General features: G+C 54.8%; 15 protein-coding genes. 1 reads left to right on the top strand and 14 read right to left on the bottom strand.

Annotated features, from left to right (window positions below; all coding sequences use genetic code 11):
• Nucleotides 1–9 precede the first annotated feature (9 nt).
• The 14 genes from ACM6IR_RS16660 to ACM6IR_RS16595 all read right to left on the bottom strand — a co-directional run bounded on the left by ACM6IR_RS16660 (nt 10) and on the right by ACM6IR_RS16595 (nt 20,517).
• Nucleotides 10–921, bottom strand: coding sequence for an ABC transporter permease subunit (locus ACM6IR_RS16660; protein WP_414908711.1), 912 nt, complete (start codon nt 919–921; stop codon nt 10–12).
• 11 nt (nt 922–932) lie between these two features.
• Nucleotides 933–1,943: an ABC transporter permease subunit gene (locus ACM6IR_RS16655; protein ID WP_414908710.1), complete on the bottom strand. Its 1,011-nt coding sequence runs from the start codon at nt 1,941–1,943 to the stop codon at nt 933–935.
• 74 nt (nt 1,944–2,017) lie between these two features.
• Entirely contained in the window at nt 2,018–3,613 is a 1,596-nt protein-coding gene (locus tag ACM6IR_RS16650; protein ID WP_414908709.1) for an ABC transporter substrate-binding protein, read from the bottom strand.
• 76 nt (nt 3,614–3,689) lie between these two features.
• Entirely contained in the window at nt 3,690–5,105 is a 1,416-nt protein-coding gene (locus ACM6IR_RS16645; RefSeq protein ID WP_414908708.1) for an OprD family porin, read from the bottom strand.
• Nucleotides 5,106–5,277: 172 nt separating this feature from the next.
• Entirely contained in the window at nt 5,278–6,879 is a 1,602-nt protein-coding gene (locus tag ACM6IR_RS16640; protein WP_414908707.1) for an ABC transporter substrate-binding protein, read from the bottom strand.
• Nucleotides 6,880–7,187: 308 nt separating this feature from the next.
• Entirely contained in the window at nt 7,188–8,813 is a 1,626-nt protein-coding gene (locus tag ACM6IR_RS16635) for an ABC transporter substrate-binding protein (protein WP_414908706.1), read from the bottom strand.
• A 258-nt stretch (nt 8,814–9,071) separates the two neighbouring features.
• The gene (locus ACM6IR_RS16630; RefSeq protein WP_414908705.1) at nt 9,072–10,673 is read right to left on the bottom strand and encodes an ABC transporter substrate-binding protein; all 1,602 of its coding nucleotides are present in this window, start codon (nt 10,671–10,673) and stop codon (nt 9,072–9,074) included.
• Nucleotides 10,674–10,841: 168 nt separating this feature from the next.
• Nucleotides 10,842–11,690 carry an aminotransferase class IV gene (locus ACM6IR_RS16625; RefSeq protein ID WP_414908704.1) on the bottom strand — a complete coding sequence of 283 codons (849 nt, stop codon included), beginning with the start codon at nt 11,688–11,690 and terminating at the stop codon, nt 10,842–10,844.
• A 51-nt stretch (nt 11,691–11,741) separates the two neighbouring features.
• Nucleotides 11,742–12,629, bottom strand: coding sequence for a phytanoyl-CoA dioxygenase family protein (locus ACM6IR_RS16620; RefSeq protein WP_414908703.1), 888 nt, complete (start codon nt 12,627–12,629; stop codon nt 11,742–11,744).
• A 12-nt stretch (nt 12,630–12,641) separates the two neighbouring features.
• Nucleotides 12,642–13,577, bottom strand: a complete 936-nt coding sequence (locus ACM6IR_RS16615; RefSeq protein ID WP_414908702.1) for a hypothetical protein — start codon at nt 13,575–13,577, stop codon at nt 12,642–12,644.
• Nucleotides 13,578–13,625: 48 nt separating this feature from the next.
• Complete coding sequence (locus ACM6IR_RS16610; RefSeq protein WP_414908701.1) at nt 13,626–17,006, bottom strand: ATP-binding cassette domain-containing protein; 3,381 nt, start codon at nt 17,004–17,006, stop codon at nt 13,626–13,628.
• 3 nt (nt 17,007–17,009) lie between these two features.
• Complete coding sequence (locus ACM6IR_RS16605; RefSeq protein ID WP_414908700.1) at nt 17,010–18,095, bottom strand: cupin domain-containing protein; 1,086 nt, start codon at nt 18,093–18,095, stop codon at nt 17,010–17,012.
• A 24-nt stretch (nt 18,096–18,119) separates the two neighbouring features.
• A complete protein-coding gene (locus ACM6IR_RS16600) occupies nt 18,120–19,286 on the bottom strand; it encodes an ATP-grasp domain-containing protein (protein WP_414908699.1) in 1,167 nt (388 codons plus the stop codon).
• Nucleotides 19,287–19,800: 514 nt separating this feature from the next.
• Nucleotides 19,801–20,517, bottom strand: a complete 717-nt coding sequence (locus ACM6IR_RS16595; protein WP_414908698.1) for an SIMPL domain-containing protein — start codon at nt 20,515–20,517, stop codon at nt 19,801–19,803.
• A gap of 202 nt (nt 20,518–20,719) precedes the next feature.
• On the opposite strand from ACM6IR_RS16595, the gene ACM6IR_RS16590 reads away from it, so the two are divergent.
• Nucleotides 20,720–21,718: IS110 family transposase (locus ACM6IR_RS16590; RefSeq protein ID WP_414908734.1), on the top strand; the 999-nt coding region annotated here is incomplete at its 3' end.

Here is a 21,718-nt window from a genome sequence, read left to right as displayed (position 1 = left end):
TGAATCTCCTCAGGCGGCGTTCTTGAGTTTCGGATCCAGCGCATCGCGCAGACCGTCGCCCATCAGGTTGATTGCCAGCACGCTGAGCAAAATGGTCAAACCAGGCAGGCTGACTACCCACCAGGCGCGTTCGATGTAGTCGCGAGCCGAAGCCAGCATGGTGCCCCACTCAGGGGTTGGCGGTTGCACACCAAGGCCGAGGAAGCCCAGTGCCGCAGCATCGAGAATCGCCGAAGAGAAGCTCAAGGTCGCCTGAACGATCAGTGGCGCCATGCAGTTGGGCAGCACAGTGACGAACATCAGGCGTGGCAAACCGGCACCGGCCAGGCGTGCGGCGGTCACGTAGTCGCGGTTCAGTTCGCCCATCACCGCCGCGCGGGTCAGACGAACATAGGACGGCAACGAAACCACGGCGATGGCGATAATGGTGTTGATCAGGCCAGGGCCGAGGATGGCGACAATCGCCACAGCCAGCAGCAAGGACGGCAGGGCCAGCATGATGTCCATCAGACGCATGATGGTCGGGCCGAGCGCGCGCGGGAAGAACCCGGCGAACAGACCCAGCAGAATGCCGGGAATCAGCGACATGACCACCGACGACATACCGATCAGCAGCGACAGGCGTGAACCGGTGATCAGACGTGACAGCAGGTCACGCCCCAGCTCATCGGTGCCGAACAGGAACTGAATCTGTCCACCTTCCAGCCAGGCCGGCGGCGTCAGCAGGAAGTCGCGAAATTGTTCGCTCGGGTTGTGTGGGGCAACCCATGGCGCGAACAGTGCGCAGAACACCACGAGGATCATGAACAGCAGGCCGGCGACAGCACCTTTGTTCTTCGAGAACGCTTGCCAGAACTCTTTGTACGGCGATGGATAAAGCAGGCTTTGATCGACTGCTACTGAGGGGATTGGAGTGCTCATTAGTCTTGATCTCAGCGCTGGTGACGAATGCGTGGGTTGGCAAAGCCGTAGAGGATATCCACCACGAAGTTGACCAGAATCACAATGCAGGCAATTAGCAGGATGCCGTTCTGCACCACGGGATAATCCCGCGCGCCAATGGCTTCGATCAGCCATTTGCCGATGCCCGGCCAGGAGAAGATGGTTTCGGTCAGGACCGCACCGGCCAACAGGGTGCCGACTTGCAGGCCGACCACGGTCAGCACCGGGATCAGGGCATTGCGCAGGCCGTGGACGAATACCACGCGTGCCGGCGACAGGCCTTTGGCGCGGGCGGTGCGGATGTAATCCTCACGCAGCACTTCGAGCATCGAAGAACGGGTCATCCGTGCGATCACCGCCAGCGGAATGGTGCCCAAAACGATCGCGGGCAGAATCAGGTGGTGCAGGTAGTCGAGCAGGGCACCGGGTTCATCGCTGAGCCAGGTATCGATCAGCATGAAACCTGTCGGGCGCTCGATGTCGATAAGCAGGTCGTTCTGCCCGGATACCGGCGTCCATCCCAGGGTCACCGAGAAGAACATGATCAGAATCAGGCCCCACCAGAAGATCGGCATCGAATATCCCGCAAGGGAGATGCCCATTACCCCATGGTCGAACAGGGACCCTCGCTTGAGTGCCGCGATCACCCCGGCCAGCAGCCCGAGGACGCCAGCGAACAGCAGGGCGGCCATGGACAGTTCGAAGGTGGCGGGGAACAGGGACTTGAATTCGCTCCACACACTTTCACGGGTACGCAAGGATTCTCCGAGATCGCCGTGGGCCAGTTTGCCAACGTAATCCAGGTATTGGGCATACAGCGGTTTGTTAAGACCAAGGCGTTCCATTGCCTGAGCATGCATTTCGGGGTCGACGCGACGTTCGCCCATCATTACTTCCACGGGGTCGCCAGGAATCATGCGAATCAACGCGAAAGTCAGCAAGGTGATGCCGAAGAACGTGGGGATCAATAACCCCAATCGGCGGGCAATAAAACTAAACATCTTGTGGTGTACCTCATCAGCCGGTTAGGCGTGCCTGGTATCCCTGGAGTCAGGGACACCGGGAGTTTTCTTATTTACTTCACCTGGGTGGTGGCGAAGTTATTCGTGGTAAGGGGGCTAATGTGATAGCCCTCTACGTTCTTGCGCATTGCAGTAAACATACGGGTATGCGCCATGCTGATCCATGGCTGGTCCTGGTTGAAAATCTCCTGTGCTTGCTCATAGAGCGCTGCGCGTTCCGTCGGGTCTACTTTAGCCCGTGCTCCATCGAGCAGCGTCTGAAACTTCTCATTGCACCAGCGCGCGTAGTTTTCGCCGTTTTTGGCGGCCTCGCAACTGAGCATAGGCGTCAGAAAGTTATCCGGGTCGCCGTTGTCGCCCGCCCATCCGGCGGCCACCATGTCGTGCTCGCCATTTTTAGCGCGTTTAAGCATTTCGCCCCACTCCATGACGCGGATGTCGAGCTTGATGCCGATCTTGGCCAGGTCAGCTTGCATCATCTGAGCGGCAAGCATCGGATTCGGATTGGTCGCACCACCACCATTGCGGGTGAACAGGGTGAATACGGTCCCTTCCGGCACACCGGCGTCCTTGAGCAGGGCGCGAGCCTTGTCCAGGTCACGGGGTGGGTTGGTCAGTTTATGGTTATAGCCCAGCAAGGTGTCCGGGTACGGGTTGACCGCAACGGTAGCATTGCCTTTGCCAAACAGCGCGTTGACAGCCGCTTCTTTATCGAAGGCGATGTCGATGGCTTTGCGCACCCGCACATCACTCATGTACTTGTGCGAGGTGTTCATGGCGATGTACGAAACGGTCATCGCGTTCATTTCATCAACCTTGAGGTTGGTGTCTTTCTTGATGCTCGGGATGTCATCCGGTTTCGGATACAGCGCGATCTGGCACTCGTTGGCCTTGAGCTTTTGCAGGCGCACGTTGTTGTCGGTGGCGATGGCCAGGATCAGCGCGTCAGCCGGCGGCTTGCCACGGAAGTACTCCGCGTTGGCCTTGAAACGGACCTGTGCGTCCTTGTTGTAGCGCTGGAAAACGAACGGGCCGGTGCCGATCGGCTTGTTGTTCAGGTCGTCCGTTTTGTTGGCCTTGAGCAGCTGATCGGCATACTCGGCAGAGTAGATCGAAGCGAACGCCATGGCGATGTCGGCCAGGAACGGCGCTTCGCGACGGTTCAGCGTGAACTTGACGGTGTTGTCGTCAACTTTTTCGACGCTCTTGAGCAGTTCCTTGAAGCCCATGCTTTCAAAGTACGGGAAGCCCACGCTCGATTGTTTGTGCCACGGGTGATTCGGGTCCAGTTGGCGCTGGAAGCTCCAAAGCACGTCGTCGGCATTCATGTCGCGGGTCGGCTTGAAATATTCGGTGGTGTGAAACTTGACGCCTTTGCGCAGGTGGAACGTGTAGTTCAGGCCGTCTTCGCTGATGTCCCAGGACTCGGCCAGCGCCGGAATCACTTCGGTGGTGCCGGGCTTGAAGTCCGCCAGGCGATTGAAGAGGGTTTCAGCCGCGGCGTCAGATGTGACTGCGGTCGTGTATAGCGCCGTGTCGAAGCCTTCCGGACTGTTTTCGGTGCAAACCACCAGCGGTTTGGCCGAGGCGCCAACAGCGACACTTAGCAATGCGGCCGCGATGGCCGCACGTAGGGGAAGCATTTTCATCAAGAACCCTCTGCAATCGGTTGAGCGAAGAAAACCGAACGGCCGACTCGTGATGAGTCAGCCGCAGGTTGGCGTTTTACAAAATATTGAACGGGATGGTGGTCACGAGACGGAACTCGTTGACGCTGCCGTCAGCCTGGTTTTCGCTGGCACGGTGAGCGGTATAGGTTGCGCGAACAGTCGTGGCCTTGAGCGGACCACTCTGAATGGCGTACGAAGAACCGATGCCGTATTCGTAGTGGGTTTCGCCATCCATAGTCAGCACGCTGTCGTAGGCGCCGCCTTTGTAGTGAGTACCGTCGATACCCCAGCCACGAGCCTGATAGATATTGAATTTCAAGCCTGGCACGCCGTATTCGGCCATGTTCAGACCGTAGGCAATCTGGAAGGACTTCTCGTTCGGGCCGTTGAAGTCCGAGAGCAGGGAGTTGGCCAGGTAGATGCCGTTGGTTTCGTGCAGGTAGTCGAAGTACTCGTTACCGTTCACTTCCTGATACGAGAAGGTCAGACTGTGGGCCTGGTGGGTCAGGCCGAACGACAGGGAGTAGGTGTTGTTGTCGATCTGGCCCAGCTTGGCTTTCCCTTCGTCTACGGTTTTGTAGTAGTTCAGGCCAGTGGTCAGGCTCAATACAGAGCTGTCACCCAGAACGTGGGTGGCGCCGAAGTAGTACTGGTTCCACATATCTTCGGCCTGGGTGCCCCACAGGCTGGTGGTCAGGCTGGCGAACGGCTGGTAGCTGATACCCGCCGTGCTCACGTGGTCGACTTCAATGATTTTGTCAGCGTACTCGGAGCGGAATTTGCTCAGGCTTTCTTCGGTACGTGGCGAAACGCGGTCGAAGGTCGCCAGATCGAAGGCCAGGTTGTTCAGCTCTTCGCTGTGGATCGCGATCCCTTCGAAGCTCGATGGCAGTGCACGGTTGCCGATGACGTCGACCTGCGGGCTGCTGAAGTTCATGCGGCCGGCGGTCAGAGTAGTGTTGGAGACGCGCGCCTTGACGTTGGCCAGGCCCAGCTTGCTCCACTGACCTTGAGCGTCGCCGCCTTCTTTGGTCAGGGTACGGTTGTTGCCCGCGCCAGGACGAGAGCCCGGTGCGCCACCGTTGTTGGAGGCCAGGCTCTCGCGATCACGTTCCAGAGCAACAGCGTTGTAGGCCGCTACTTCGGTGCTGAAACCTACGGCGCCTTCGGTGAAGCCGGAGTTGTACTTGACGATCGTGCCCTGAACCCAGTTGATGCGACGATCAGTCGGGGTCGAAACGCCGTCTTTCTTGTAAAGGAACTTGCCACCCCGTTTCAGTTGTTCGTTGGCGTACCAGTTGCGCGTGGTGCCGCTGATCGATTGACCTTCGACAAAGCCGGTTGCGTCGGCTTGTGCGCTTTTGGTGTTGACCGTCACTGGGGTGAAGTCCTGGCTCTGGGTTTCTGCGTAAGCCGTGGCGGTGATACTGCTGATGGCCAAGGCCAATAACGCAGTGCTGCTCAGTTTCATCGGTAAAGCTCCTTTAACTCTTTTTTTATACCGGTCTTTTTTTGTGATCCGGCTATTAGGTATTGCGCTCATTCAAAGCAATGCAAACGTTTGCTGCATGCCAATTTGGCGAATTAAGGCAATAAGCTTGCGTGAGGGCTGAATCCGCCCCCAGCATTTCTTGGCTAATCGGTTATTTTTCTATGCTGACACCCGAGAACACGTTGCGACCGAACGGACTCACCTTGAATCCTTCGACTTTGGCGCTCAACGGCTGGTTAATCGTCGAGTGGGCGACTGGCGTAATCGGCACCTGCTGCTTGAGGTACTGTTGCGCCTGTTTGTAGAGCGCGGTGCGCTGGTCGCGGTCGGTGACGACTTTGGCCTGCTTGATCAGCTTGTCGTAAGCCGGATCACACCACATGGAGTAGTTGTTACCGCCAATGGCGTCGCAGCTGTAGAGCGTGCCGAGCCAGTTGTCCGGGTCCCCATTGTCACCGGTCCAGCCGATCAGGCTGATGTCGTGTTCGCCATTCTTGGTGCGCTTGATGTATTCGCCCCATTCGTAACTGACGATCTTGACCTTCAGGCCGATCTTCGCCCAGTCAGCCTGGAGCATCTCGGCCATCAACTTGGCGTTGGGGTTATACGGACGCTGGACCGGCATGGCCCAGAGGGTGATTTCAGTGCCTTCCTTGACGCCGGCAGCCTTGAGCATTTCCTTGGCTTTTACCGGGTTGTAGGCGGCGTCTTTAATGGTCTCGTCGTAGGACCACTGGGTCGGTGGCATGGCGTTGACCGCCAGTTGCCCCGCGCCCTGGTAAACGGCGTTGAGAATGCCTTGCTTGTTCACCGCCATGTCCAGTGCCTGGCGCACTTCGAGCTGGTCGAAAGGTTTGTGGCGCACGTTGTAGGCGATGTAACCGAGGTTGAAGCCAGGCTTCTCGATGAGCTTGAGTGTCGGGTCGTTTTTCAACGCCGCCACGTCAGCAGGGCGAGGGTGCAGTGTGATCTGGCACTCGTCGGCCTTAAGCTTTTGCACGCGCACCGACGCGTCGGTGTTGATGGCAAAAATCAGGTTGTCGAGCTTGACCCTGCTCGGGTCCCAGTAATGTTTGTTGCCGGTGTAACGGATGTTGGAATCTTTCTGGTAACTCTTGAACACAAACGGGCCAGTGCCGATCGGCTTCTGGTTGATGTCGCTCGGCTTGCCCTCGGCCATCAGCTTGTCGGCGTACTCGGCGGACAGGATCGAGGCAAAGCTCATGGCGATGTTCTGGATGAACGCGGCGTCTACGCTGTTGAGCGTCATCACCACGGTCAACGGATCGGTCTTTTCGACCTTGACGATGTTCTTGTTCAGGCTCATTCCGTTGAAATACGGGAACTCGGTCGGATAAGCCTTACGGAAAGGTTGCTGTGGATCCAGCATGCGATTAAACGTAAACAACACGTCATCGGCGTTGAAATCACGGGTCGGCGTGAAGTATTTGGTCGTGTGAAATTTCACCCCTTCGCGCAGGTGAAAGGTGTACGTGAGACCGTCCTCGGAAATATCCCAGCGAGTGGCCAGGCCTGGTACGACGTTGGTGGCGCCTTTTTCAAACTCTGCCAAACGGTTGTACAACGGCTCGGCGGCGTCGTTATCGGTCGCGGTCGTGTACTGCGCGGTGTCGAAGCCTGCGGGGCTGCCTTCGGAGCAGAATATCAGGCTGTTATTGGCAGCCTGGCTGATGGAAGTGGCGGCCAGCAAGCCGGTGCCCAGCAATGCGGATAAAACCAAGGTATGGCGCATGACGCTCCCTTTTCTCGTATTCAAGTGTTTTTTCAATGCGCCGCCGTCCCGTCCTTGGGCGAAGAGGCATCATTGATCTCAAACCATCGCGTGCAGCAAAACCGAGAGCCCACGCATGAACTGGTCAGATCCCGACGGTATGAGCCGTGGGTCCGGCAGTAAATGCGTAGAGTCCTAAAGACTCGTAGGAAAAGGCGACGCGTCCTAACCCTCTGCTGTAGTACGCAGTGGATTTGGATGTAGGCGGATTCCTGCTTTCTCGGTAGATAAAGCAACGGCGACGTCAGAAACGTCGCCGTTGCAACACCTTACTTGCTGAGGCTGACGCCGTAGAAGGAGTTCAAGCCAAATGGGCTGATCTTGAAGTCCTGCACGTTGTCGCGCATAGGTTGGAACACCGTCGAGTGAGCGATAGGTGTCATTGGAACGGCGTCTTTGAGGACGTGTTGCGCCTGCTTGTACAGTTCGGTGCGCTTGCCCTGGTCGGTCGTGCGCTTGGCTTCCTTGACGATGCCGTCGAACTTCTTGTCGCACCACTTGGAGAAGTTGTTGCCCTGCAGCGAGTCGCAGCCGAACAGCACGTTCAGCCAGTTGTCCGGATCACCATTGTCACCGCTCCAGCCAATCAGCATTGCCTGGTTCTCGCCGCCTTTGGAACGCTTGATGTACTCGCCCCATTCGTAGCTGACGATCTTGACCTTAAGACCGATCTTGGCCCAGTCGGACTGCAACATTTCGGCCATCAACTTGGCGTTCGGGTTGTACGGACGCTGCACTGGCATCGCCCACAGAACGATTTCGGTGCCTTCCTTGACGCCGGCTTCCTTGAGCAGCTCTTTGGCTTTCTCAGGATCGTACTTGGCGTCCTTGATAGTGGTGTCATAAGACCATTGGGTTGGCGGCATGGCGTTGACGGCCAACTGGCCCGCGCCCTGGTAAACCGAGTCGATGATTTGCTGTTTGTTGACGGCCATGTCCAGTGCCTGACGCACTTTCAGTTGGGCCAGCGGGTTTGGCTCGTTGCTGCCCTTGACCTTGTCCATCACGTTGTAGGCGATATAACCCAGGTTGAAACCAGCCTGGTCAGGTACTTTCAGCGATTTGTCTTCTTTCAGCGCCTTCAGGTCGGCCGGACGTGGGAACAGAGTGATCTGGCACTCGTTCTTCTTCAACTTCTGAATACGTACCGACGGATCGGTGGTGATGGCGAAGATCAGGTTGTCGATCTTGACGTCTTCAGGCTTCCAGTAGTCCTTGTTCCCGGTGTAGCGGATGTTGGAGTCTTTCTGGTAGCTCTTGAACACGAACGGACCAGTGCCGACCGGCTTCTGGTTGATGTCGGCGGCTTTGCCTTCCTTGAGCAGCTGGGCAGCGTACTCGGCGGACTGGACGGAGGCGAAACTCATGGCCATGTTCTGGATGAACGCAGCATCAACTTCTTTCAGGGTGAACTTGACAGTGTGATCGTCGACTTTATCGATTTTGGTGATGTTGGTGTCCATCCCCATGTCGGTGAAGTACGGGAATTCGGTCGGGTACGCTTTGCGGAACGGATCATCCTTGTTAATCATGCGATTAAAGGTGAACAGCACGTCATCGGCGTTAAAATCACGAGTCGGTTTGAAATACGGAGTGGTGTGGAACTTGACGCCATCACGCAGGTGGAAGGTGTAATTCAGGCCGTCCGGGGTAATGTCCCAGCTGGTCGCCAGGCCAGGAACAACGGCGGTGCCGCCGCGCTCGAACTGGGTCAGGCGGTTGAACATGGTTTCTGCAGAGGCGTCGAAGTCGGTTCCGGTGGTGTACTGACCAGGATCAAAACCGGCCGGGCTCCCTTCGGAGCAGAACACCAGGTTAGTCGCGGCTTGGGCGAATGGTGCGCTAGCTAATAAGCTTGCGCCGACTAAAAACGGAATGACCGCGTGTTTAAGCATGGTGGCCTCATGATTTGTTGTCATTTTTGGAATTAGAGGACGACCTCGTGAGTCGACCTGCGGATACTTATGCAGGGGCCGTACCCATTGCAAGATCCAGAGCGACCACAAGTCTTAAACAGTGGCACGAACGTACCTTAATGTCGCATATGTATAAATTAGCGCGCATTTGACCGTTTGCGCAGGTTTTTTTCGGTGCGACCCGCGCACAGTGAAGGGGCAACCGGGGCGATGGGTGCACCCGGTTGGAGCGCGGTGTTACTTATTTATACCCACGCCATAGAAGGGAGTGAGGCCAAAAGGGCTGATCTTGAAGTCGGTGACTTCCTTGCGCAAAGGCTGGAACACCGTCGAGTTTGCAATCGGGGTGATAGGCACCTGTTGTTTAAGGATTTTTTGCGCCTGTTGATAGAGTTTGACCCGTTGCTCACGGTCGGTTGAGACCTTGGCCTGCTGAACCAGTTTGTCGTACGCCGGGTCGCACCACTTGGCGTAGTTGCTCCCTTTCACCGCAGCGCAGCTGTAGAGCACGCCGAGCCAGTTATCCGGATCACCGTTGTCGCCGGTCCAGCCATAGATCATGGCGTCATGTTCGCCGTTCTTGGCGCGTTTGATGTACTCGCCCCATTCATAACTGACAATGTTTGCCTTGATCCCGACCTTCTCCCAATCCTGCTGGATCATCTGCGCCGACATGCGCGCGTTGGGGTTCGAAGCGCGCTGCACGGTCATGGCCCACAAATTAATAGTGGTACCGGGTGCAACCCCTGCTTCTTTCAGTAGCGCCTTCGCTTTGGTTGGGTCATGAGGCGCGTCCTTGATGCTTGGGTCATATGACCATTGCGCGGGTGGCAGGGCGTTTTGTGCCAATTGGCCTGCGCTCTGGTAGACGGCTTTGATGATGGCGGGCTTGTCGATGGCCATGTCCAGAGCCTGGCGGACCTTGAGTTGATCCAGCGGTGGATGGGTCACGTTGTAGGCCAGGAAGCCAAGATTGAATCCGGCTTGCTTGAGCACGCGCAGGTTCGGGTCTTGCTCCATCACCTCGATGTCTGCAGGACGCGGGTAGCCGCTGACCTGGCATTCGCCGGCCTTGAGCTTCTGCAAGCGGACGGCGGCATCCGGGGTGATCGAGAAGATCAGGTTGTCGATCTTCACGTCCTCGGGTTTCCAGTAGGCCTTGTTGGCCACATAGCGGATCTGCGAGTCCTTTGCATAACGCTTGAACACGAACGGACCGGTGCCGACGGGTTTCTGGTTGATGTCCGCGGCTTTGCCTTCTTTAAGTAACTGCGCACCGTACTCGGCAGACTGTACCGAGGCGAAGCTCATGGCGAGGTTTTGCACGAAAGCGGCGTCAATGGTGTTCAGGCTGAAGCGCACGGTGTGCTCGTCGATTTTGTCGACGCTCCTGATCGTTTTGTTCAGGTCCATGTCGGTGAAGTACGGCGACTCGGCGGGGTAAGCCTTACGGAATGCATTCTCGGGGTCGAGCAGGCGCTGGAAGGTGAACAGCACGTCGTCGGCGTTGAAGTCGCGGGTCGGGGTGAAGTAGTCAGTGGTGTGGAATTTCACGCCTTCACGCAGGTGGAAGGTGTAGCTGAGGCCATCCTGGCTTACGTCCCAGCGGGTGGCTAATCCGGGCTCGACTTCGGTGCCTCCGCGTTTGAATTGGGTCAGTCGGTTGAAGACCGTTTCGGCTGAGGCGTCGAAGTCGGTGCCGCTGGTGTATTGGCTGGGGTCGAAACCGGCAGGGCTGGCTTCGGAGCAGTAGACCAGGGTGGTGGCGGCTTGGGCAATGGGGGCGGTTGTGGCGAGGGCGAGTGCGAGCAGGAGTGGTTTGACGGTGGTTCTTTCCATGGAGTCCCCGAGGGTTTGGGCGGTGGTGTTTTCCTCAGAGTAGCGTTCTAGACCGGTTTGACGGAAATATCGTTTTTTGAGGTCAATCCCTCTATGTCGGTATATTCAGCCAGATTAGGGGGCTAGCAGCGACCAGACTCCGCACCCGCCATTTGGCTCCCCGGATAGTCAGGACAAGGTCTGTATAACGCTTTTTTTGTAGTTCGTGGCCAACAACTCGACCCATGGGTTCTTTTCATAAAAAATGCTATCTATGCCGCACAGCTCGGTGATTTCCATCGCAGTACCGCATAAAAAGGCACCGTCGAACTGGCTTAGCTCCGAACTTGATATATCTCGTTGTATGACTCGCAGGTCCAGTGCTGGGGCCAGTTCGTCAATGATGACGCGTCGGGTGATGCCTGCCAGTGCCATTTCGGTTGTCGGGGTAATGAGCTCGTTGCCCTTCACAAAAAAAATGTTGGAGCCACTGGATTCGCAGACCGTGTCACTCGTCGAGAGAAACAGCACGTCGTCAAACGCCTCGCCTTTGTCACGAAAGCTCAAGAAACTAAGCGCATAGGTAGACGAGGTTTTGGCTTGGTAGGGATGACAATCGGCGGGCGCGCGTCTCCAACTGGCGGTCGTTAGTATATAAGGTGTGGTCGCTGCCTTCGGAGCGAATGGCAAGACAAATATCAACACTTTGCTGCGGCAACCTCGGCCCATGAAGCTGACGTCGGCTTCGTCATAAAACACGATTATTTTTATGTACGCGTCTTGTAACTTGTTGCGCTTGAGCAGTTCAATGCACGCTTCAGTCAGCGTTGCGTTGGTGTAATGCATCTCATGTTTGAACAAACGGGCTGACTGTTGTAACCGTTGTAAATGTTCCTCGCACTTGAATACCTTACCGCAATAACTGCGCATGCCTTCGTAGACTGAGGAGGCGTAGGACAGCGAGTGAGTGACGGGCGACAAGCTCATCTGGTCATGCTGGAGATATTCGCCGTCCAGCCAGGCGAGAGCCGTGCTCATAATCTAATCCCTGATTGAAGTTCTTATGATGTTTTAGGGCGAGGTGGGACGTTAATTTTTTATAATTTCGCGCGCGGTCAGCGCGTTGTAGAACTCGCCCTTGATCAAGCCTTCACCTTCATAGCTGTTAGGGCGCCCACCTTGACGTTCGAGTTCCTTGATGATGGATTCGTAGTCGTCCACGGGGACGATCCTGAAGTCCATGCTGACTCGCGTCATGTTTTCCATGTTCTCTGCGGTCCCGTGCAGAATCCGGGGGTCAAACATCAAGCATTGACCGTAACGAAGGTTGATCGGCATGGCGTCAGTGCGCAGGTCGGCCATCAGTTGCGGACGTTGCTTTGCATAGTCAAAAAAAGCGCCCCGACTTTCTTTGTATTCGTCATAGGTATAACCCTGCTCTTGGGCGAAGGCTTTAAGGGTGTTGATGCTGGCAGTTTTGGAGCAAACGCTGAGCGCGCCGGTATTTTTCACGTCACAAAATGGCAGCCACATGTTGATCTGTTGAAAATAATCGCCGAGCAGCGTGTCCGAGTGATGGGTGAAAAGTTCGCCATCCGGCAACCTGTATCGATTATCCAGTTTGGCGGGGATGTGATAGCGGACCAACGGGTTGTGTTCGAATACGAAATCAAACCCCAAAGAGTCGCTGAGCCAATGAACAAACTTGTAATACGCCTCGATCATCGGCGCCCCGAGTGTTTGCAGAGGGTCATGCCAATGCCCGGAGTCTTCCAGATGATTACTGATTTCTTCCCGGCTCAAGCATTCATGTATTTTGTTGAGTGCAAAGTCTGTTTTGAGCTTGTAGCGACTGGCCAAGGTTTGCTGAAGTGTCCCTGCCAAGTCAAAAGTCGAGGTTGGATAGTCCATGATAGAGACACCGTTATCTATCCTATGAACGCTGTAAAGTTGCTTGTCGATATCGAAAAAAGACATAAAAACTCCTTGTTAACTTTCTCTCGTACTTGAAAATTCATGCATCTGATGCGAGTTGATCGTTCGGATCGGAATCAGCCAATTCTCCAGGTCCACCACCCGGTTGGCGCCCATCCGTCTCTTAATATCGATTGCTCCGCGTCCCAGGCAGTTGTTCTTGAAACCCAGTGATTCCGCCAGTTTGTACTGCTGGTAGTAATCGCTGACGTACAGGTTCAGCCCCGCCGGAACCTGGCTGCGGTCTTGACCCTGAACCAGCTGCGAGAAAACCCCGCGTTGTTCATCGGCGTAACTGAGTGAGCCATAGACCGGTGTATGGGTCGTTTTGTCGTAGTTCATTTTAATGTAGTACTTTGAACCTTCCGTCGACTGTGCCAGTGCCTGCATTGCCTCCAGCGAATAGAGGTTTTTGACGTGCTGGTATTTATCCACATTGAAGGATTGAAGAAGTGAAAACGCCGCCAGCACCTCGCTGTTCTCGGACAACTCGCCAAGACGGTATACCTGCATATGGCAGAGGTCCTCGGTCCGGCGTGTCAGACGCATCATTTCTTTGTAGCGTTTCCTGCCCATGGACGTAAGCAAACATTCATCCAAGGTTCCCTCAACGTGCAGGTAGGCAACTTGCATAAAGGGAACCGGGATAATTTCTTGTTCATATTGCTGCCGTATCGAATCTGTCGACTTTTCCATGGACGGTACTAGCAGCCAGTCGGCCGAGTTTGCCTCTTGTGCAAGCGAGTTCAGGTAGTGCGGATCGGGGCTTTCGGAAACTGGTAAGTAAAAAAATCCTGGGGCTACATAAGCCTGTTCCTCATGCAAAGCGCTGTGCTGAACCGCCGTGCCTTTGAGTGTTGCTTCCCAATGGGCTATTCCACACAGGGGTAGTTGTGGGCGAGAGACACCATAGCTGATACAAAACGCATCTCGTTGCGCGTGCAACTCCATGTTTATGATCCTTGTATAACCACTAGTGAGGAATTATTCGGGTGCTTTTTATCCCGTTTTTTCAACCAGTCGTTTTTCGTGATTGAAATTAAAGTTTCTGTTGCCGAGTGCGGAAAGATCGGGGTTGTGAGTAATGATAAAGAACAGCGTATTTGGCAGCGCAGAAATGAGCTTGTGGATCAACTGAACCTCATCCGCGCTGTTCAGCTCTGAGGTCGCTTCATCAAGGATGACGATTGCCGGCGCATTGAGGGTCAGATCAAGCAATGCCAGTCGTTGCAGTTCTGACTTGCTCAGGTTTATTTCCCCACTCCAGGGGACATGTTGATTAAAGCCATCCTGCAGTTGCGCGACAATATCCGAGAGCCCGAGATAGGCCGCGCGTTGATTGAGTTCTTCCAGTGACGGGTTGTTAAAGTGCTGTGCCAACGAACCTGGTTTAAACACGGGGTTGGAGGTCAGTAGCTGGACGTCTTCCGCATGCTGGCGCGTCAGATACCCATCGGTACCACCCAGTGTGGATATTTGCCCCTGGCTCGGGAGCAAACTGCCCACTACAAGGTTGGCAAACGTGGATTTGCCGACGCCACTGGCCCCCATGATCACAACGACTTCATTCTCATGGAACGATTGGTTGAACTGTTCGAGCACCGTTGAGCCGCTGTTCGGGTTAACGAACGTGACATCGGAAAAGGACACCAACGGGGTATTCGCCCCGATCTTTGTTTGCACCGGCGAAGTTCGCGGCTGAGAGTTGGCAACCACCAGACGATCAGCACTGTCCAGGACTTGCCGGAGTTCAATGAGGCATCTGCCGAGTCGTGAAAAAATCGCAATCAGGCTGTAGGAGAGACTGATCGCCAAAACGTTCGCCATGCTGACCGTGCCCGTTGCATGGAAGTAAATCGTTGACGCAACGATGCATGACAGGAAAAAAACGCCCATTAAATCCAGCTTGTAGCTATACCAGCGACGCGTTGCAGCATTGTCCAGCGAGGCGAATGCCCGAGTGGCCAGGCTGGGTGACAGCCAATCCAGAATCATCGAATTGTTGAGTGCGTTATCAAATCGACCACCCGCCCAATTCAGTGCCTGAACACGTGAAAGTAAGGTGGATGTAGCGTCGATTTCCCCGGTATTGAATCGCTGTAGTAACTCGCCGGATTGTCTCGCGCCATGCCAGTAGCAAAAACCGATGATAATGAACGGTAGCAGGACATAGAGGTTGTTCAGCATGACGTAGCCGGTTGTTATAAACAGCAGCGTTGTAGCGCCAACGGTTTCCAGCAACAGCACGGGCAGAACCTCGTCCACGCGACGCTGATCCCAGGTCAGCTTGTTCTGGCTGTCACGATTAACCTCTTGAGCCAGGGGGTGGTCCAGGCCTGGATTCATCAAATTCGAGAAGTAATGAATGCATTGCCTCGAGGCCGCATCAATACTTTTGCGAACGGTGATCAGCGCTCCGTAAATAGACAGGGCCGCACCCACCAGTAACACACTGGCCAGCCCAATCAAGGATAGCTGCATGTGTGTGGTCAGGTAACCGCTGGCAATAATGTAATCACCCGCAATGGTAAACACTTCTTTAAGGGCGAATAGCACGAAGGCTATCAACGTGATTTTCCATAAGCCGAAATCCAGCAGGCTTCTTGTGATTGACCTTGAGCGTGTCGCAGCAAGTTCTGACTGCTCGGGTACAGAGAGAGGCTCTACTTCGTCTGCCGGAATAACCTGGGTGAGGTTCTCGATGCGGGTGCCAGCAAGTCTGGAGCGCGCTGCAAGTAGATTGGTTTGCACGTGCGCAATGCTGCCGTTCGCCACTGTCCAGATTTCTTGCGCCGCCGCTTTCTCTTCCTGTTTGTCCGTGACGAAAATGACGTTGGTATCGCGCCATGGACCTTGCAGAAGTGAAGCAAGCAGGCCCGCCGCGAGGTTTTTGTCCAGACCTGAAGTGGGTTGGTCAATGAAGATCCACTGCGGTCGCGCGACCAAGGCTCTGGCCAACTCAAGGCGCTTTCCCTGGCCTCTGGAAACATCCCAGTTACCCTCTGAGCCATAGATGAGCGTATTCAGGTAATCAACGTAAAAGTGCTCGGGCAAGCGAGACTGAGCGAAAGCGCGGCAGGCCTCGTCGTCTGAAAAATCTCTACGGTAAAGACTCAGGTTTTCGCGAAGCCCACCGGCAAATATCCACGGTTCGTCCGGAATGAAGATCGCCCGGCCATTGGCGTCATTAAAAAAAATCGTGCTGTTTCGCAGTACGGAGGTCTTGCCGCTGCCAGCGGCTCCGACAATCGCAATATGTCTGGCATGAGTGGTGGGCAGCGGTACCGGCTTGAGGGGCGATGAGTCGGTGTGACTGGCACGAAGGAAATGCTCGATGTTTTTGTGCCCGATAAATCCTTGAGACAAGCTTTGCACAATATCCGGAATGTTATTGGCGACGGATTTCAAACTGCCAATCAATGCGATGGCCGCCAACACCCCTGGCCCATCAATGTGACCCAGATAGAAAAGCTGCAACAATGCCGCACTCAGCAGCGCCACAATGGGTGTCATCGTCGAGATCAAGCTGATCGCTGCCACCAGGCGGGCTGCTTTTTTCAGCGACGCTGCTTCGAGGTTTCGTTTGTCGGCGTAGTCGCTTATCAGTTCGACCTTCCAGTTCTTAAGCCAGGCCTGACGTCGGTTTTTTGTAGCGAACACGCCTATCTCGATGCGTTGCGTGGCGTTCAGCGACAGTTGTGTATAGGTCATGCTCAATCGTTGAGCCATCCAGAACACGCCCAGTGAACTGACGGTAATTACCGCCAGCGCGGCCAAGGCACTGACGCCCAAGGCAAAGAAGAAGAATGTTGAGGTAAAGATGACCGTGGCAAATGCCAGGGAGATTGTTATAAGTCCCGACCATGAAGATTCGACACGTGCCGCTTCGCGATCAAACAGCGTGGTTAGGCTGAGTTGAGACGAGCCACCCAGTACATTGTTCTTTTTGAGCAAAAGGCGTTGTTCCACATACGAGCGACCGCCGACACCCACCAGTTCCGCCAGAAAAAACGTGTGGTTGAGCGCCAGCCAGGCGCAGTAGGTCAGCGCTATACAGGTTGCACCGAGTACGATATTCGGCATGACCGCCAAGTCGCTCTGTATGAGCTGAGCGAGTAACGACTTGAGGGTGAGGGCGGCGCCAAATGCCGCCGCGGTATGCACCCCGATAGCCACTAATGCCAACACAGTATCTTGTCTGATGGCTGCAAAAATCCGGAGGTGAAGCCTGTCCTTCCCCGTTTCTTTCCCTGCATCCTTTATCGCGGCGCCCCGCCAGCGTTGCCAACGGGATGCGTGGATGGAACTCGCCCCTCGATGGCGTCCATGTTCAGGGATCTGAAACCATAAAATTGCGTTCAGGATTTCTGCAATTTTCATGGGTCAGTTGTATGCCGGCTTGGTTGGAGGTGTTGTATCCGTTGCACGATACGGGTGATCAGCGCGGGCGATGTCGGCGAACCGGTCACAGAGCAGGGTGATCATGTTCCAGCCTTCACTCAGGGGCTCACGCAGCTCTTCGATTTCTTTGGGTGATGCCTGATTCAACAGCTCTATGCCCATGTTGACGTGGTTGCCATCATCTTCACCGTGCTCTTGAAAATGCGCCATGCTGGTAAATACGCGAGCCGCCTCGCTATGGAAAATCTCGCCGCTACCCTCAAGCACGATGTGCATCAGCAATGTCTTGACCATGTCGCTCTTGTAGAGCATTTGATGCCTGAACCATTCCATAGTGGACAGGAAGGCCGCGTCCCATATGGGCGAGTGAGTGGCATCGCGCTGATTGCGCAGGTTGTTGTTGTGCCCCAGCTCCCCCACAAGGTGTTCAAGCGCGATTTTTTTGTGTGCGGGATCAAGCGTCATCGCCACACGTATGTGCAGCAGGTTCTGAAACATGTCTGACCAGATCTGTAGGCAATCGAGAAGCCTTTCGCGTACTTCGGGTTGATCGATCGACGGCGAATTGATCAGCGAAAGCAGCCGACTGTTCCTGAAGCTCTCCAGATAACCCTCGTTATCTTTTAACAGCACATCGGCAGGTTTGGCATTGACTGTTTCTTGAGCCTTGAAGACGACGTTCGGTTGAAGGTTGTCCTCGTACAGGGCCTTACCGTTGAACTGGATGGAGAGTGCCCAGAAACCATCGTTGGTGCCTTTAAAACCGTGCAGCGAGTGGGGCGACACCAGCACCATATCGCCTGCTTCGATATTTTGTTCTGTATCGCCAAGAGTTTTTCCTGAGCCGTCACAAATCAGGATCAGGCTCGCCTCGGGATGTTGGTGCACCGACAATTCCTGGTCCTTTTCGAGTCTGACCCAACTGAGGGCTAGCTCGCTTTTGGACGGAATGAATTGGGCCAGCGCGGGATGATGGGAGAATATTTTTACAACACCCAATTCGTGTAAGGCGCCATCCACCACCACGCTGTTGAGGGGGGCGATGTCGCTTCTAGAGATAACTTCCATATTGTCTATTCCTTTTGTTGGCAATTAACTTGCGGAACTTAGTCTGTTCAGATGGTCAATGGCGGTATAGAACTTCTTGCGATCATTGCTGGCAATGACCACCAGACCGACTTTGTCATCATTGGTGTGCGGTCTGTCCAGTAGGGGATTGGCTTCACCCATTACTAGCCTGATGATGTCCACTTCCTGCATGTAATTCCTGATCAGGTCCGGGTTCAGTGGTTCATAAAAAAGATGGGAGCCAGCGAATTCGTAGCGTGTCAGTTGAGTGTCGGTAGTGTCTGATTCGACTTCGTGGCTATGGAAGCGCAGTGTTTCTCTAAAAAGATCAACGCCTGTTGTGAGCTCAACCAACAAACCTATGTAATCGCCACCGACGCGGTTGTTGACCTCTATCAGGTGGAATTTTCCATCCGCTATTGTTACTTCAATATGGCAAGGGCCATGTGTTTGATTGATTGCGGTCAGCAAACGCTCGCAATAACGGCTTAGTTCGTTAAATGTGACGCTGTCGAGATTGTCCGGGGAGATGATGTGCTGCTCTTCTGCGAGCGATGTTTTGTATAGTTGTTTATTAGTGACGGCGAGGACTCGGTGTTGTGAGTCGATGGTCAGTGTTTCCACACTAACTTCACGTCCGTTTAAAAACTCTTCCGCCAACATGACAAAACTTTCCTGATTGAGTCTCTCCAGTGTATCGAGCAGGGACGTAGAATCTTTGATGATGAAGACATTTTCGCTACCGGAGCCCGTTGGGTCTTTTAAGACCATTCCGTTTGGATAGCAGTTGAAAAACATTTCGACGTCCGTTCTGGTTTTACAGATCTTGCTGGCAACGGCGAACTCAGTATGTTTCAGTCTGGATCGCATCAAAGGTTTGCAGATGCATATTTCACAGGTTTCGTAATCGATGCCTGGGATGGCGTAATATTGACTGGCACGTGCGGCGGGTAGCAGTCCGTCCTCCGTGAATGAAAAAATGAAATCGATAGGTTGCGTTTTTAGTATTTCTTCCATTTTTTCGATGATGGTGATGTATGAAAAATCATTAACGATATGAATATTGTTGGTGAGCGAAGCGAGGTTTTTACCAAGTGACTCAGGAAGTTGCAGAGCAATGAAATTAAAGCCTAAATTTTCATAGTGCATAAAGGTTTCGTCATGTCCACCTATCAGTACAATGTTTTTCATAGGGCTCCATCGTTGGCGAGTGGTTATGTTGTTAGTGTGCGATAGGTGTTATCAGTAACTGGATCTTAGCTAGGTTAAAGTTGGTGGCAAGTAGCGGGCAGAAAAAAAGACTTGTCTTACAATGGTTGCAAGGCATGCCTTAATTTGTTGAGAGATTTTTCCTAAACGCGTGTAAGTTAATTCCTTCAGAAGGGTTGGTGTACGTATAGAGTTGTTTTTCTAAAACTCAGCGTTCGGACGTGATAGCCCGGTGACGAGTATGAGTCTAGCGTCAGTACCTCCATGGAATAGTTGGGCAGTGAATCGGGCGCTGGACAACGTCGATCCGCAGGACTAATTGTAGGAACTGCTGAAGACTGTGATCTTTTGATCTTCCTTCGCGCAATGACTTCGCTGCCTGTGAGAAAGCCAAGATCGCAGCCTTTGGCAGGTCCTACAGTAAGGCGATTTCGCGGGGGCAATAGAAAACGGCGATCACGTTGGTGGTCGCCGTTTTTTTGTCCGGGTTATTGAATCAAGGCATCAATACTTCAATCGCCCCATCCGCCGTCATGCTGACCTGACTGGTGCCGGCCTCGACTTCCGGTGTGACCGGCGCTGCATCCATGCTCGCCGCTTTCATCATCATTGGCCCGCGCATGTACGGTTGTGGATAACCATTGCTGTTGAGGTTCAGGTTAACGATTTTGTAACCCTTGCCACCCAGCGCGTCGGTAGCCAGTTGCGCGCGAGCCTTGAAGGCGGCCACCGCGTCTTTGAGCAAGGCGTCTTCACTGGCTTTGCGGGTTGGCGTGGCGATGGCGAAGTCCATGCCGCCCATTTTCAGGTCGGTCAGCAGTTCGCCGGTCAGTTTCGACAGGGCCGCGAAGTCGGAGCTTTCCAGGCGCAGTTCGGCACGTTCGCGCCAGCCGGTGATTTTCTGGCCCTTGGTGTCGTAGATCGGGTAGCTGTTACGGCTGCCCTGACGCAAGGAGATGTCTTTGACTTGTTTGGCCTGGGCCAGCGCTTTGTTCAGGGTGGTGCTGACGTCGGCGGCGAGTTTGGCCGGGTCGGTGTTTTGTTCTTCGGTATAGAGGGTCACGATCATCAGGTCGCGGGCCACTTCCTGACTGACTTCGGCGCGCAAGGAAATCTGGTTGTAATGAAGCTCGTCGGCGGCCAGGGCCGGAAGGCTGGCGACGGTGCCAACGCTGAGGGCAAGAAGGGCGGCGCTGCGGCGGAACGTGTGCATGAAAACTCCTTGGATGATGCGCAGGGGTTAGGTCCTAGCCTGCTTGAAACCATCAGACTCTAGCTTCAATGATCCGGTTCGCACAGTTACAACTTCTATACAGATCGACACGCCTTATGTAATTGAATGGACTCGCCCAAGCCGAGGCGTCTATGCGCCACGGTGGCATTCTATGAAAGCCAACGACAGCGAGGGCGAGGCCATGAGTAAGCATACGACGATAAACAAATCCGTGTCGCCAGCCGATCTTGCGGCGTGCACGACAGTAGCGGTGGATCTTGCGAAGAATGTGTTTCAGGTCGCGGGGGAAAATTCCCTTGGCCAGGTGGTCCACGAGCAACGGATCAAGTCCCGTGAAGCTTTTCACTTGTTCCTGCGCCAGTTGTCGGCGGAGGTGACGGTACTGATGGAGACCGGGCCGGGCGCGCAAGCCTGGGCACGGCTGTTACAGGCGCAAGGCAATCGCGTGCGGATACTGCCTGCACAACGTGTGGCCGAACACCGTAGCGGAGCGAAGAATGACCGCAACGATGTGCTGGCGATATTACGTGCAGGCCGAGACCAAAAAATTGCAGCAGTACCGGTCAAGAGTGAGTCGGCGTTAGCGATGCAAGCGCTGCACCGCGTCCGGCAGGGGGGCGTGCGACGGCACACGGCCTTGGGTAACCAGATGCGTGGCTTGCTGCTGGAGCACGGCATTGCCCTGGCGCAGGGCGAGATGGCCCTCCGCCGAGAGGTGCCACGGGTACTGGAAGACCCCAGCCAGCCGCTGCCGGATATGTTGCGCGAGCTGATCGACGAAATACTGGCTGAGTGGAGCCAACTGGGCGAACACATCAACGTGCTGACGGGACGCCTGGAAGCCAGTGCTCGCACGGACGAGACGGCGAAACGCTTGATGACGATACGGGGTGTCGGCCCGATCTTCTCCACGGCGATGCTAGCCAAACAGACTGAGCCTGAACGCTTTGCCAACGCGCGCCTGTTCGCCGCCTATTTCGGCACGGTGCCCGATCAGCACAGCAGCGGGCAAAAGATTCGACTGGGCAAAATGTGCAAGCGCGGTGATGCCTACCTGCGCAGCCTGGCGATTCAAGGTGCGCACTCTGTATTGAGGCAGGTGCGGCCAGATTCGGAACATCCAGATGACCAGCGTCTGCGACGCTGGTTGAGCCGTCACGGTCAAAAAGGCGCGGCGGTG

Origin of the sequence: Pseudomonas sp. IT-P253 (assembly GCF_949768125.1) — a bacterium.
Classification (GTDB): Bacteria; Pseudomonadota; Gammaproteobacteria; order Pseudomonadales; family Pseudomonadaceae; genus Aquipseudomonas.
This window is presented reverse-complemented; position numbering and strand designations above follow the sequence as displayed.